Below are 14,407 nucleotides of genomic sequence, written 5' to 3'. Positions count from 1 at the left end.
GGACGGGCTGACTTGTCAGCCCGTCCGGCGTTTGAGGACCGGGGTCCGGGGCGGAGCCCCGGGAAACGGCGAAAGGGCGGGACCGGGGCTCAGCCGCCCGCAGGGCCCCGCCCCCGACCTCACCTCGCGTTGAAGTACTTCGCCTCCGGGTGGTGGATCACGATCGCGTCAGTCGACTGTTCCGGGTGCAGCTGGAACTCCTCCGACAGGTGGACGCCGATGCGCTCCGGCTGCAGCAGGTCCGCGATCTTCGCGCGGTCCTCCAGGTCGGGGCAGGCGCCGTAGCCGAGGGAGAAGCGGGCGCCGCGGTACTTGAGGGCGAACATGTCCTCCACGTCCGAGGGGTCCTCGCCCGCGAAGCCGAGTTCGGCACGGACGCGGGCGTGCCAGTACTCGGCGAGGGCCTCGGCCAGTTGGACGGACAGGCCGTGCAGTTCCAGGTAGTCGCGGTAGGCGTTGCCGGCGAAGAGTTCGGCCGTGGCCTCGCCGATGCGGGAGCCGACGGTGACGACCTGCAGGCCGACGACGTCGGTCTCGCCGGAGTCCTCGGGGCGGAAGAAGTCCGCCAGGCACAGCCGGCGTCCGCGCCGCTGGCGGGGGAAGGTGAAGCGGGTGCGTTCGGTGCCGTCCTCGCCCAGGATGATGAGGTCGTCGCCCTTGCTGACGCAGGGGAAGTAGCCGTGGACGACGGCGGCTTCGAGGAGGTTCTCCGTGTGGAGCTTGTCGAGCCAGCCGCGCAGCCGCGGGCGGCCCTCGGTCTCGACGAGCTCCTCGTAGGTGGGGCCGCCGCTGCGGGCCTGCTTCAGGCCCCACTGGCCCTTGAAGAGGGCGCCCTCGTCGAGCCAGGACGCGTAGTCCTTGAGGGGAATGCCCTTGATGACGCGCGTGCCCCAGAAGGGCGGCGTCGGGACGGGGTTGTCGACGGCGACGTCGGAGCGGACGGCGCCGTCGGGCTGCTCGTCGGCCTCGGCCACGACGGCCGTCTCGCGCCTGGGGACGCGGCGCTGCTTGAGTTCCGGCAGCGCTGCGCCCGGCACGCCGCGCTTGACGGCGATGAGGGCGTCCATCAGCCGCAGGCCCTCGAAGGCGTCGCGGGCGTAGCGCACTTCGCCCTCGTAGATCTCGTGCAGGTCCTGTTCGACGTAGGCGCGGGTCAGGGCGGCGCCGCCGAGGATGACCGGGTAGGTGGCGGCCAGCTTGCGCTGGTTGAGCTCCTCCAGGTTCTCCTTCATGATCACGGTGGATTTCACCAGGAGGCCGGACATGCCGATGACGTCGGCCCGGTGTTCCTCCGCGGCCTCGACGATCGCGGAGACCGGCTGCTTGATGCCGAGGTTGACGACGTTGTAGCCGTTGTTGGACAGGATGATGTCGACGAGGTTCTTGCCGATGTCGTGGACGTCGCCGCGCACGGTGGCCAGCACGATGGTGCCCTTGCCCTCGGCGTCGGACTTCTCCATGTGCGGTTCGAGGTGGGCGACCGCGCTCTTCATCACCTCGGCGGACTGCAGCACGAACGGCAGCTGCATCTGTCCGGAGCCGAAGAGCTCGCCGACGACCTTCATCCCGTCCAGGAGGGTGTCGTTGACGATGTCGAGGGCCTTGCGGGTGCGCAGGGCCTCGTCGAGGTCGGCCTCCAGACCGTTGCGCTCGCCGTCGATGATGCGCCGCTTGAGGCGCTCGTCCAGCGGCAGGGCGGCCAGTTCCTCGGCCTTGGAGGCCTTGAGCGAGGTGGTGGTGGCGCCCTCGAAGAGGGCCATGAGCTTCTGCAGCGGGTCGTAGCCCTCGCTGCGGCGGTCGTAGATGAGGTCGAGCGCGGTGGTGACCTGTTCCTCGTTGAAGCGGGCGATCGGCAGGATCTTGGCGGCGTGCACGATGGCCGAGTCCAGGCCGGCCTTGACGCATTCGTCGAGGAAGACGGAGTTGAGCAGGATGCGGGCGGCCGGGTTCAGGCCGAAGGAGATGTTCGACAGGCCGAGTGTCGTCTGCACCTGCGGGTGGCGGCGCTTGAGCTCGCGGATGGCGTCGATGGTGGCGATGCCGTCGCGCCGGGACTCCTCCTGGCCGGTGCAGATGGTGAAGGTGAGGGTGTCGATGAGGATGTCGCACTCATGGATGCCCCAGTTGCCGGTGAGGTCGGCGATCAGCCGTTCGGCGATGGCGACCTTCTTCTCCGCGGTGCGGGCCTGGCCCTCCTCGTCGATGGTGAGCGCGATGAGGGCGGCCCCGTGCTCCCGGGCGAGGGCGGTGACCTTGGCGAAGCGCGAGTCGGGGCCGTCGCCGTCCTCGTAGTTGACGGAGTTGATCACCGCGCGGCCGCCGAGCTTCTCCAGCCCGGCGCGGATGACCTCGACCTCGGTGGAGTCCAGCACGATCGGCAGCGTGGAGGCGGTGGCGAAGCGGCCGGCCAGCTCCTCCATGTCGGCCACGCCGTCCCGGCCGACGTAGTCCACGCACAGGTCGAGCATGTGCGCGCCCTCGCGGATCTGCTCGCGGGCCATCTCCACGCAGTCGTCCCAGCGGGCCTGGAGCATGGCCTCGCGGAACTTCTTCGACCCGTTGGCGTTCGTGCGCTCGCCGATGGCCAGGTAGGAGGTGTCCTGGCGGAAGGGGACGGTCTGGTACAGCGACGCCGCGCCCGGCTCGGGCTGCGGCCGGCGCTCGGCGGGCGCAAGCGCGCGGACCCGCTCGACGACCTGCCGCAGGTGCTCCGGCGTCGTACCGCAGCAGCCGCCGACCAGGGACAGGCCGTAGTCCCGGACGAAGTTCTCCTGGGCGTCGGCCAGGCCCTCGGGGCCGAGCGGGAAGTGGGCGCCGTCCTTGGTGAGGATGGGCAGACCGGCGTTCGGCATGCACAGCAGCGGGATGCGCGAGTGGCGCGTCAGGTAGCGCAGGTGCTCGCTCATCTCGGCGGGGCCGGTGGAGCAGTTCAGCCCGATCATGTCGATGCCGAGCGGCTCCAGCGCGGTCAGCGCGGCGCCGATCTCGGAGCCGAGCAGCATGGTGCCGGTGGTCTCGAAGGCCATCGAGCACAGCAGGGGCACCTCGATGCCGGTCGCCTCCATGGCGCGCCGGGCGCCCACGATGGAGGCCTTCGACTGCAGCAGGTCCTGGGTGGTCTCCACGATCAGCGCGTCGGCGCCACCCGCGAGCAGGCCCTCGGCGTTCTGCTGGAAGCCGTCGCGGATCGTGGTGAAGGGGACGTGGCCCAGCGTCGGCAGCTTGGTGCCCGGGCCGATCGAGCCCAGCACCCAGCGGGTACGGCCGTCCCGGGCGGTGCGGGCGTCCGCGACCTCGCGGGCGATCCGGGCGCCCGCCTCGGACAGCTCGTACACCCGGTGGGCGATCTCGTACTCGGCCATGGCCGAGTGGTTGGCGCCGAAGGTGTTGGTCTCGACGCAGTCCACGCCCGCGTCGAAGTACGCCTCGTGCACGGAGCGCACGATGTCCGGCCGGGTGACGTTGAGGACCTCGTTGCAGCCTTCGAGCTGCTGGAAGTCCTCCAGGGTGGGCTCCTGCGCCTGGAGCATCGTCCCCATCGCCCCGTCGGCCACCACCACGCGGGTGGCGAGCGCCTCGCGCAGCTGCGCGACTCGGTCTGGGCGGGCGGGCGATGGCGTGTACGAGGCCATGGGTGTGCTCCCGGGTGTGCGACGGCTGTCGGCTTTGCGCCCTCCCTGCGGGGGGCGCACGCCGCAAGCGTATCCGCAGGGCGGCCCGGGGACAGGGGCGTCCCACGGTTCGGACGGGCGTCCCGGGCGACCCGCCGGCGGGGCGTATCGCCGCCATTCGGGACGGATGCCCCCGGGGGCGGGGAGCGGGCGGGTGGCCGGTTTCGGACGGGCGCCCCACCTCGGTGATCATGGTGAAGCCCTGCTGTCGGGTATCCCCTGGTCGGCAACGGCCGATAGTGTTCAGCAATGCCGAACGGGGAAAGTGCCGGGCGGCAGGTGAGGGAGGTTGCTCGATGGCACGGACCATCCAGTCGCTGGAGCGGGCGGCGGCGATGCTGCGGCTGCTCGCCGGCGGTGAGCGGCGGCTCGGACTGTCCGACGTCGCCTCGGCCCTGGGCCTGGCGAAGGGTACCGCGCACGGCATCCTGCGCACACTGCAGCAGGAGGGCTTCGTCGAGCAGGACCCGGCCTCCGGCCGCTACCAGCTGGGCGCCGAGCTGCTGCGCCTGGGCAACAGCTACCTGGACGTCCACGAGCTGCGCGCCCGCGCCCTGGTCTGGGCGGACGACCTGGCCCGCTCCAGCGGCGAGAGCGTGTACCTGGGCGTGCTGCACCAGCAGGGCGTCCTGATCGTCCACCACGTCTTCCGGCCCGACGACAGCCGCCAGGTGCTGGAGGTCGGCGCGATGCAGCCGCTGCACAGCACGGCCCTGGGCAAGGTGCTGTGCGCCTACGACCCCGTGGCCCACGCCGAGGTGGCCGACGCCGAGCGCGAGGCGTTCACCCCGCGGACGGTCACGGCGCTGCCCGAGCTGGAATCCGTACTGGACCTCACGCGCGCCCGCGGCTGGGCGGCGGACGTCGAGGAGACCTGGGCGGGGCTGGCCTCCATCGCCGCCCCCATCCACGACCGGCGGCGGATGCCGGTCGGCGCGGTCGGCATCACGGGGGCCGTCGAGCGGGTGTGCGAGGACGGCGAGCTGCGGGCGCGCCTGGTGGCCGCCGTGCGCGACTGTGCCCGCGCGGTCTCCCGCGACCTGGGCGCCGGACGCTTCTAGCGCTGTCGCGGGCGCCTTCCGGGCGCCTTCCTGGAGTGCTTGCGGGAGTACTTCCGGGGCCGCGAGCGGTAGAGCGGGCGTGCTTCGGGGAAGGGGTACCGGCGGGCGCCGAGACCAGCTCGTTACCCGTCGGTATCCGAACGTAGATTTCCGGCCAGTTGGCCGAGAGTTTCCGGTCACACAAGCCTTGACGTGCCCTTAACCGTCCAGAAAACTGCCGTGCATCGGTCGGCATTGTCGAACACCTACCGACAATATTCGCTATGGTGTGCAGTGCCGCGGGACCGATCACCGCCCTCTCGGAGGGCGCGGACCACCGGAGGGACCCGGGGTTCGCCTTCCCCCTGGACGAAGGACAAAGGAGTCGCGGGTGTCCAGCTCCGACATCTTCACCGGCGAGACCATCGGTACCGCCGTACTGATCCTGCTCGGCGGCGGCGTGTGCGCCGCCGTCACCCTGAAGCGCTCGAAGGCGCAGAACGCGGGCTGGCTGGCCATCACGTTCGGCTGGGGCTTCGCCGTACTGGCCGGTGCCTACATCGGCACCAAGTCCGGCGCGCACCTGAACCCGGCCGTCACCATCGGCCTCGCCCTCGACGGCGCGGTCGACTGGGGCGACGTACCGCTCTACATCGGCTCCCAGCTGCTGGGCGCGATGATCGGCGCGACGCTGGTGTGGCTCGCCTACTACGGCCAGTTCAGGGCCCACCTGACCGACCCGGAGATCGTCGCGAGCCTCAACCCGCACGAGGGCATGGTCGACCAGACGGCCGAGCCGCAGGCCGGCCCGGTGCTGGGCATCTTCTCCACCGGTCCGGAGGTCCGCAACGCGGTCCAGAACCTGGTCACCGAGATCATCGCCACCGCGGCGCTGGTGCTCTTCATCCTCACCATGGGCCTGACGAAGGGCCTCGCCACCAGCGGCACGGGCACCCTCATGGTCGCCTTCGTCGTCGTCGGCATCGGCCTCTCCCTCGGCGGCCCCACCGGATACGCCATCAACCCCGCCCGCGACCTCGGCCCCCGCATCGTGCACGCACTGCTCCCGCTGCCCAACAAGGGCGGCTCGGACTGGGGCTACGCGTGGGTCCCGGTGGTCGGCCCGATCATCGGCGCCGCCCTCGCCGCAGGCATCCACAAGATCGCGTTCTGACCCCCGCCCGCCGAGACCACCACGACTTCAGGAGAGCCACCCATGACCGACACCCACGGCCAGGGCCCGTTCATCGCGGCCATCGACCAGGGCACCACCTCCTCGCGCTGCATCGTCTTCGACCGCGACGGGCGCATCGTCTCCGTCGACCAGAAGGAGCACGAGCAGATCTTCCCCAAGCCGGGCTGGGTCGAGCACGACGCGATGGAGATCTGGACCAACGTCCAGGAGGTCGTCGCCGGTGCCGTCGAGAAGGCGGGCATCACCGCCGCCGACGTCAAGGCCATCGGCATCACCAACCAGCGCGAGACCACGCTGCTGTGGGACAAGAACACCGGCCGGCCGGTGTACAACGCCATCGTCTGGCAGGACACCCGCACCGACGCCCTGTGCAAGGAGCTCGGCCGCAACGTCGGCCAGGACCGCTTCCGCCGCGAGACGGGCCTGCCGCTGGCCTCCTACTTCTCCGGCCCCAAGGTCCGCTGGCTGCTGGACAACGTCGAGGGCCTGCGCGAGAAGGCCGAGGCCGGCGACATCCTCTTCGGCACCATGGACTCCTGGGTCATCTGGAACCTGACCGGCGGCGTCGACGGCGGCGTCCACGTCACCGACGTCACCAACGCCTCGCGCACCATGCTGATGAACCTGCGCACCCTGGCCTGGGACGAGCGCATCCTGTCCTCCATGGAGATCCCGGCCGCCGTGCTGCCGGAGATCCGCTCCTCCGCCGAGGTCTACGGCACCGCCAAGGGCGGCGCCCTGGCCGGCGTGCCCGTCGCCTCCGCGCTCGGCGACCAGCAGGCGGCCCTCTTCGGCCAGACCTGCTACGACAAGGGCGAGGCCAAGTCCACCTACGGCACCGGCACGTTCATGCTCATGAACACCGGCGACGAGCCCGTCCAGTCCTACAACGGCCTGCTGACCACCGTCGGCTACCGCATCGGCGACCAGAAGCCCGTCTACGCCCTCGAGGGCTCCATCGCCGTCACCGGCTCGCTGGTGCAGTGGATGCGCGACCAGATGGGCCTGATCAAGAGCGCGGCCGAGATCGAGACGCTCGCCAGCTCCGTCGAGGACAACGGCGGCGCCTACTTCGTGCCGGCCTTCTCCGGCCTGTTCGCCCCCTACTGGCGCTCCGACGCGCGCGGTGTCATCGCGGGCCTGACCCGCTACGTCACCAAGGCGCACATCGCCCGCGCCGTGCTCGAGGCCACCGCCTGGCAGACCCGCGAGATCACCGACGCCATGACCAAGGACTCCGGCGTCGAGCTGACCGCCCTGAAGGTCGACGGCGGCATGACCTCCAACAACTTGCTGATGCAGACCCTCTCGGACTTCCTGGACGCCCCCGTGGTGCGCCCCATGGTCGCCGAGACGACCTGCCTCGGCGCCGCCTACGCCGCCGGCCTGGCCGTCGGCTTCTGGCCGGACACCGACGCCCTGCGCGCCAACTGGCGCCGGGCCGCCGAGTGGACCCCCCGCATGGACGCGGACACGCGTGACCGCGAGTACAAGAACTGGCTCAAGGCCGTCGAGCGGACCATGGGCTGGATCGACGACGAGAGCTGACGAGGAGCAACTCATGACTACCCCGCAGAGCGTCCCCACCCTGGGTACGCACCCGGCCGCCGGCGTCAACCCGGGTCGAGCCGAGACCCGGGAGAGACTGTCCAACGCCACGTACGACCTCCTGGTCATCGGCGGCGGCATCCTGGGCACCTCGGTCGCCTGGCACGCCGCGCAGTCCGGGCTGCGGGTCGCCATGGTGGACGCCGGCGACTTCGCCGGCGCCACCTCCTCCGCGTCCTCCAAGCTCGTCCACGGCGGTCTGCGCTACCTGCAGACCGGTGCGGTCAAGCTGGTCGCGGAGAACCACCACGAGCGCCGGGTGCTGGCCAAGGACGTGGCCCCGCACCTGGTCAACCCGCTCACCTTCTACCTGCCCGTCTACAAGGGCGGCCCGGTGGGCGCGGCCAAGCTCGGCGCCGGCGTGTTCGCCTACTCGGCGCTGTCCGCCTTCGGCGACGGCGTCGGCAAGGTCATCTCCCCGGCCCGCGCCAAGGCCGACAACCCCGGTCTGCGCACGGACAACCTCAAGGCCGTGGCGGTCTACTACGACCACCAGATGAACGACTCGCGCGTGGCCGTCATGACCGTGCGCGCGGCCGTCGAGTCCGGCGCGGTCGTCCTCAACCACGCCGAGGTGTCCGGCCTGCGCTTCACCCACGGCAAGGTCACCGGCGCCGAGGTCAAGGACCGTATCGACGGCACCGAGTTCGGCATCGACGCGCGCGTCGTCCTCAACGCCACCGGCCCGTGGGTGGACCACCTGCGCAAGCTGGAGGACAAGGGCGCCGCGCCGTCGATCCGCCTGTCCAAGGGCGCGCACATCGTGATGAAGCGCAAGTCGCCGTGGAAGGCCGCCATGGCCACCCCGATCGACAAGTACCGCATCACCTTCGCCCTTCCGTGGGAGGACCAGCTCCTGCTGGGCACCACCGACACCCAGTACGAGGGCGACCCGGCGGACGTGCGCGCCACCGAGGAGGACATCCAGCAGATCCTCGACGAGGCCGCGTTCTCCATCCAGGACGCCGACCTCGACCGCGACCTGATGACGTACGCCTTCGCCGGCCTGCGCGTGCTGCCCGGTGGCCCCGGCGACGTCGCCCAGGCCAAGCGCGAGACGGTCGTCAGCGAGGGCAAGGGCGGCATGCTGTCGGTCGCCGGCGGCAAGTGGACCACCTACCGCCACATCGGCCGCACCGTGATGAAGAAGCTCGCCCAGGTGCCGGGCAGCCCGCTCACCGAGGACATGGAGCCCGTCTCCAGCCTGGTGCGCCGCACCCCGCTGCCGGGCGTGGCCAACCCCAACGCGGTCGCCCACCGCCTGCTCGTGGACCGCGAGCCGGGCAGCCGCATGGACCCGCTGACGGCCCGTCACCTCGCCACCCACTACGGCTCGCTGTCCTTCGACATCGCCCGCATGGTCAACGAGAACCCCGAGCTCGGCGAGCGGATCCACCCCGACGGCCCGGAGATCTGGGCCCAGGTCGTCTACGCCCGCGACCACGAGTGGGCCGAGACGGTCGACGACGTGCTGCGCCGCCGCACCACCCTGACGATCCGCGGCCTGGACACGGAGGACGTGCGCACCCGCGTCAAGGACATCCTCGGCGACAAGCACTGACGCCCCGGCGGCCGGTGGACCGAAAGCCGGTGCACGGAAAGCCGGTGCACTGAAGACAGGTGCAGTGAAGGGGAGGGACACCCCGAGCGTCCCTCCCCTTCCGCATGCCCGCACCACGCAACCGTCCCGCACTCGAACACGTCCCTCGAAAAGAAGAGGGGGGGCGCGATGAAACGGTCGAACACCGGCCGCAGGGCACTGCTCAAACGGATCGCGCTGCGCCTGGCGGTCGCCGTGGCGCTGCTGGTGCTGGTGCCGGTCGTCACCGCAGGCAGCGCGCTGCGTGCCTCGTATGCCGGCTCGCCCGCGCAGGACGCCGTCACCCGGGGCAGGGACGCCCTCTGGCTCGGCCACGCCTGGGTGGACGGCCGCAAGCGCGACGCGGACCTCGCCGCGCTCAAGAAGAGGATCGCCGGCACCGGCATCCGCGACCTGTACGTGCACGCAGGCCCCCTGGAGCACGACGGCAGCCTGCCGGCCTCCGCGTACCGGGGCGCCGGCCGGCTGCTGGAGGCCGTGCACCGCGAGCTGCCCGGGGTGCGGGTGCAGGCCTGGCTGGGCGACAAGCTGACCGGCCGCGGCCAGGGCGGCGGCCTGTGGCTGGGCTCGCCCACTGCCCGCGAGAAGGTCGTCGCCAGCGCCCGGCAGGTGATGCGCGCCGGCTTCGAGGGCGTGCACCTGGACGTCGAACCGGTGCGCACCGGGGACCGCGACTACCTGGCCCTGCTGGACGCCCTGCGCCCGGCCGTACGGGCCGAGGGCGGGCCGCTGTCGGTGGCCGCCCAGCAGATCGACCCGCTGCCCTCGATGCACACGGCCGCCGGGGCGCTGGGCAGCCCCAAGTGGTGGACGCAGTCCTACTTCGGCCGGGTGGCCCGGCGCGTGGACCAGATCGCCGTCATGTCGTACGACACGGCGCTGCCGTGGGAGAACCTCTACGGCGGCTACGTGGCCCAGCAGACCCGGCTCGCCCTGCAGGTCACGCCCGCCGGCACCGACCTGCTGATGGGCGTGCCCTTCTACCACACCGACAACTGGGGCCATCAGAGCCGCGCGGAGACCGCGGCGGCCGCCGTGCGCGGCGCCCGGCTGGGCCTGAGCCGCGAGGATCGCCGGCGCCGCACCTTCGGCCTCGCGCTGTACGTGGACTTCGCGGCCACCGAGGCGGACTGGCGCGCCTACCGGGCCGGATGGGGCATGCGTGGCTGAAAGTGCCTCCCCCTTGGGGGCTGCGAAGGGGGGTCGCCGAAGTCGTAGGCTTGGGGCACACGCAAGACGACGGCAATGGCACGAACGGCAACCGGCGGTGGCGCGGCAACGGGCCGCGCGCCCCGGTCGGAAGGAGGCGCTGGGTGATCGAGCTTGAGGGGGTTCCCGAGCTGATCGACCCGGTCATGATCTGTGCCTTCGAGGGCTGGAACGACGCCGGTGACGCCGCCTCCGGCGCGGTGGCACACCTCGACCGGGAGTGGAAGGGCGAGGTCTTCGCCGCGCTCGACGCGGAGGACTACTACGACTTCCAGGTCAACCGGCCGACCGTCTGGCTGGACGGCGGAGTCCGCAGGATCACCTGGCCGACCACCCGGCTGTCCGTGGTGCGCGCCCAGGACGCCGGCGGCGGCAGCCCGCGCGACCTCGTCCTGGTGCGCGGCATCGAACCCAGCATGCGCTGGCGGTCGTTCTGCAACGAGATCCTGGGCTTCGCCCACGAGCTGGGCGTGGAGATGGTGGTGATCCTCGGTTCGCTGCTCGGGGACACCCCGCACACCCGGCCGGTGCCGGTCAGCGGTGTGACCTCCGACCCGGACCTGGCCCGCACCATGGATCTGGAGGAGTCCCGCTACGAGGGCCCGACCGGCATCGTCGGCATTCTCCAGGAGGCGTGCACGCACGCCGGGGTCCCGGCGGTGAGCCTGTGGGCCGCGGTGCCGCACTACGTCTCCCAGCCGCCGAACCCGAAGGCGACCCTGGCCCTGCTCAACCGCCTGGAGGACCTGATCGACCTGCGCATCCCGCAGGGCGAGCTGCCCGAGGACGCGCGCGCCTGGCAGCGCGGCGTGGACCAGCTGGCGGCGGAGGACAGCGAGGTCGCCGAGTACGTCCAGTCGCTGGAGGAGGCCCGTGACACCGCGGACCTGCCCGAGGCGTCCGGCGAGGCCATCGCCCGCGAGTTCGAGCGGTACCTGCGCCGCCGGGACGGCCAGCCGGGGCAGCCGGGCCAGCCCGGGACGCCGGGCGGGCTGGCCGCCGAGCCGGGGCTGACCGAGGGCGGCAAGGACTCCTCGTACCTGCGGGACACCGCCAGCGGCCGCACGCGGCCCTCGCGGCCGCCGGCCAAGGACGACGAGGGGGAGTCCGCGGGGCCCGAGGAGGACCCGGAGGGGCGGGGCAAGGGCCGGGGCGAGGGCCGCGGCGAGGACTGACCGCGGCGAGGACCGACCGTCGTACGGCGTCCCGGTCGTGCAAATATCGACGGGACGCGCCCAGGGGGTCCGCCGTACACTTGTCTGCCCGGTGAAGGCCGGTTCGTCACCCGATGCGGGTGGGGGGCCGGCCTTCTGGCCCCTCAGGAGGTGTGCGGATGACCAGCAGCATTCCCGCAGTGGACACTCGTTCGACGACGCCCGCCCTGCAGGCCGTCCTGCTCGACATGGACGGCACCCTGGTCGACACCGAGGGCTTCTGGTGGGAGGTGGAGGTCGCCGTCTTCGAGGAGCTGGGGCACCAGCTGCTGGAGGAGTGGCGGGAAGTGGTCGTCGGCGGGCCGATGGCCCGCAGCGCCGCCTTCCTGATCAAGGCGACGGGGGCCCGGATCGCCGTGGCCGAGCTCAGCGCGCTGCTGAACACCCGTTTCTCCCAGATGATCGGGCGGGGCGTGCCGATGATGCCGGGCGCCCGCCGGCTGCTGGCCGAGCTGGCCGCCCACGAGGTGCCCACGGCCCTGGTCTCGGCCTCCCACCGGCAGATCATCGACCGCGTGCTGGCGACCCTGGGCCCGGAGCACTTCACGCTGACGGTGGCGGGCGACGAGATGAGCCGCACCAAGCCGCACCCCGACCCCTACCTTCTGGCCGCCGCCCGGCTCGGCGCGGACCCGGCCCGGTGCGCGGTCATCGAGGACACGATGACCGGTGTCACCGCGGCGGAGGCGGCGGGCTGCCGGGTGGTGGCGGTGCCCTCGGTGGCGCCGATCCCGCCGGCGGTCGGGCGCACCGTCGTGGGTTCGCTCGAGGAAGTGGATCTCTCTTTTCTCCGCGGTCTGATCACGGCTTGATCACCGCCGGTTGATCGCCGGTTGATCGCCCGCGCCTTGATCACTCGCCGGCTTGATCATCGAGCGCTGCGGAGAAACTCTGGGCGTTTGAACGAGTGTTTTCCGTGACGAATGTGCTGGCTGAATTCCCGCGGCCGGTGAAGGGCCCCGCGGCGTGACGTTCGTCACCGCCCGCGGGGGCGGCGCGGCGGCTTGCGCGGGTCCGGACGGGGTGTCACGGGGCTTTCGGCGGGCCCTTCTGTCCCATTTGATCATCCAGTGCCGGAATCGTTCCACCGTCCGGATATCGGACATCCCCGGGGTGTTATCAGTGCGTGATATTGCATCAACTTCACCGTGTTCCGGATGCAGTGGCCATGCGCACTAATCTCTTCGCGAGAACTTCACGGCTGCCCGTTTGACCGGCACTCCGCAATCGGTAGGGTCCGGGCACCGAACGCACCACAGGGAGAACCCCGACAATGAACCGCAAGACGCTGGTCCTGCCGACCGTGGCAGGCCTGCTGGCGCCCGTACTCGTCGCCTGTGGCGGGACGGGATCCGGCAAGGACAACGCCATCGTCATCGGAACGACCGACCGGTTCGAGGAGACCACGGACGCGCCGGCGCCCTTCGACCCGGCCGCCGCGTACGACATCGGCGCCTGGAACGTGCTCCACAGCACCTTCCAGACGCTGCTGCGGCTGCCGCGCTCGGGCACCGCGCCCATCGCCGACGCCGCCGAGAAGTGCGCCTTCGGCGACCGCAACAGCGAGCAGTTCCGCTGCACCCTGCGCGAGGGCCTGAAGTTCACCAACGGCCACGCGCTCACCGCCGAGGACGTCAAGTTCTCCATCGACCGTGCCCGGGCCATCAACTTCGAGAACGGCCCCGTCTCCCTGCTGAGCAACATCGACAAGGTGGAGACCCCCAGCGAGCGCGAGGTCGTCTTCCACCTCAAGTCGCCGGACGCCACCTTCCCGCAGAAGATAGCCACCCCGGCCGCCGCCATCGTCGACAGCGAGTCCTACGCGAAGGACAAGCTCGGCAACGGCTTCAAGACCGTCGGTTCCGGCCCGTACAGCCTGAAGACCGAGGTCAAGGACGACCGCGTCGTCAAGGCCACCCTGACGAAGAACCCGGACTACAAGGGCCCGCTGAAGCTGCAGAACGACAAGGTCGAGCTGCGCTTCTACGACGACTCCAAGGCCATGGAGAAGGCGCTGAAGTCCGGTGACATCGACATGATGAACCGGGCCCTGCTGCCCGAGCAGATCGGCCGCCTGCGCGCCGGCAACGACAAGAGCATCCGCCTGCTGGAGTCGCCCGGCCAGGAGATCAGCTACCTGGCGTTCAACACCGACGACTCCTCGGTCAAGAACAAGGCCGTGCGGCAGGCCGTCGCCCAGCTGGTCGACCGCCAGGCGCTCACCCGCGACGACTACCAGCGCACCAGCGAGCCGCTGTACTCGGTGGTGCCCGTGGGCCTCACGGGCCACCAGAACTCCTTCTCCAACAAGTACGGCGAGCCCAGCGCCGCCAAGGCGCGCGCCATCCTGCGGGACGCGAACATCACCACGCCGGTGCCGCTGACGCTCACCTACACCACCGACCACTACGGCGAGACGACGGAGAAGTCGTTCAAGACGCTGCAGAAGCAGCTGAACGGCAGCGGCCTGTTCGACGCCAAGCTGCAGGGCGTGAAGTGGGCCGACTTCCGGCCGGAGTCCGCCAAGGGCAAGTACGCCGTCTACGGCATGGGCTGGTTCCCCGACTTCCCGGACCCCGACAACTACGTCGACCCCTTCGTCGGCAAGAACAACTTCCTCGGGTCCAGCTACAAGAACCCGAAGATCATCAACGACCTGATCCCCCAGTCGCGGCTGTCCTCGCAGCGCGACGCCGCCGCCCGCATCTTCCAGCAGGTGCAGGACATCGTCGCCGACGACGTCCCGGTGCTGCCCCTGTGGCAGGGCAAGCAGTACGTGGCCGTGCGCGAGAAGGTCACCGGGGCGGAGTGGGCGCTCAACGCCGCCTCCGAACTGCAGCCGTGGGAGCTCGGCAGCGGTTCCTGACCCC

Annotated in this window: 9 protein-coding genes; 8 read left to right on the top strand and 1 reads right to left on the bottom strand. The window is 71.0% G+C overall.

The window, feature by feature from the left end; genetic code table 11:
- Positions 1-119: 119 nt before the first annotated feature.
- Entirely contained in the window at positions 120-3,632 is a 3,513-nt protein-coding gene (gene metH / locus ABD361_RS08730) for a methionine synthase (RefSeq protein WP_344434274.1), read from the bottom strand.
- 335 nt (positions 3,633-3,967) lie between these two features.
- On the opposite strand from metH, the gene ABD361_RS08725 reads away from it, so the two are divergent.
- The 8 genes from ABD361_RS08725 (at position 3,968) to ABD361_RS08690 (ending at position 14,403) form a co-directional block, all read left to right on the top strand.
- A complete protein-coding gene (locus tag ABD361_RS08725; RefSeq protein ID WP_344434273.1) occupies positions 3,968-4,732 on the top strand; it encodes an IclR family transcriptional regulator in 765 nt (254 codons plus the stop codon).
- 370 nt (positions 4,733-5,102) lie between these two features.
- Positions 5,103-5,885: an MIP/aquaporin family protein gene (locus ABD361_RS08720; protein WP_344434272.1), complete on the top strand. Its 783-nt coding sequence runs from the start codon at positions 5,103-5,105 to the stop codon at positions 5,883-5,885.
- Positions 5,886-5,927: 42 nt separating this feature from the next.
- Positions 5,928-7,454 (top strand): glycerol kinase GlpK, encoded by a 1,527-nt coding sequence (glpK, locus tag ABD361_RS08715; protein WP_344434270.1) that lies wholly within the window; start codon positions 5,928-5,930, stop codon positions 7,452-7,454.
- A gap of 13 nt (positions 7,455-7,467) precedes the next feature.
- The gene (locus ABD361_RS08710) at positions 7,468-9,075 is read left to right on the top strand and encodes a glycerol-3-phosphate dehydrogenase/oxidase (RefSeq protein ID WP_344434269.1); all 1,608 of its coding nucleotides are present in this window, start codon (positions 7,468-7,470) and stop codon (positions 9,073-9,075) included.
- 168 nt (positions 9,076-9,243) lie between these two features.
- A complete protein-coding gene (locus ABD361_RS08705; protein ID WP_344434268.1) occupies positions 9,244-10,284 on the top strand; it encodes a glycosyl hydrolase family 18 protein in 1,041 nt (346 codons plus the stop codon).
- A gap of 143 nt (positions 10,285-10,427) precedes the next feature.
- The gene (locus tag ABD361_RS08700) at positions 10,428-11,498 is read left to right on the top strand and encodes a PAC2 family protein (RefSeq protein WP_344434267.1); all 1,071 of its coding nucleotides are present in this window, start codon (positions 10,428-10,430) and stop codon (positions 11,496-11,498) included.
- Between the two features lie 158 nt (positions 11,499-11,656).
- A complete protein-coding gene (locus ABD361_RS08695; RefSeq protein ID WP_344434266.1) occupies positions 11,657-12,349 on the top strand; it encodes an HAD family hydrolase in 693 nt (230 codons plus the stop codon).
- Between the two features lie 461 nt (positions 12,350-12,810).
- Positions 12,811-14,403, top strand: coding sequence for an ABC transporter substrate-binding protein (locus tag ABD361_RS08690; RefSeq protein ID WP_344434265.1), 1,593 nt, complete (start codon positions 12,811-12,813; stop codon positions 14,401-14,403).
- Positions 14,404-14,407 lie beyond the last annotated feature (4 nt).

The sequence above is a fragment of the Streptomyces luteosporeus genome (assembly GCF_039532865.1).
Classification (GTDB): Bacteria; Actinomycetota; Actinomycetes; order Streptomycetales; family Streptomycetaceae; genus Streptomyces; species Streptomyces luteosporeus.
The sequence above is the reverse complement of the archived record's forward strand: the minus strand, read 5'-3'. Positions and strand labels throughout refer to the sequence as shown.

Bases quoted from the DNA above. Each gene is read 5' to 3' on its own strand.
- metH (WP_344434274.1), bottom strand. From the start codon at position 3,632: ATGGCCTCGTACACGCCATCGCCCGCCCGCCCAGACCGAGTCGCGCAG.
- ABD361_RS08725 (WP_344434273.1), top strand. From the start codon at position 3,968: ATGGCACGGACCATCCAGTCGCTGGAGCGGGCGGCGGCGATGCTGCGG.
- glpK (WP_344434270.1), top strand. From the start codon at position 5,928: ATGACCGACACCCACGGCCAGGGCCCGTTCATCGCGGCCATCGACCAG.
- ABD361_RS08710 (WP_344434269.1), top strand. From the start codon at position 7,468: ATGACTACCCCGCAGAGCGTCCCCACCCTGGGTACGCACCCGGCCGCC.
- ABD361_RS08705 (WP_344434268.1), top strand. From the start codon at position 9,244: ATGAAACGGTCGAACACCGGCCGCAGGGCACTGCTCAAACGGATCGCG.
- ABD361_RS08695 (WP_344434266.1), top strand. From the start codon at position 11,657: ATGACCAGCAGCATTCCCGCAGTGGACACTCGTTCGACGACGCCCGCC.
- ABD361_RS08690 (WP_344434265.1), top strand. From the start codon at position 12,811: ATGAACCGCAAGACGCTGGTCCTGCCGACCGTGGCAGGCCTGCTGGCG.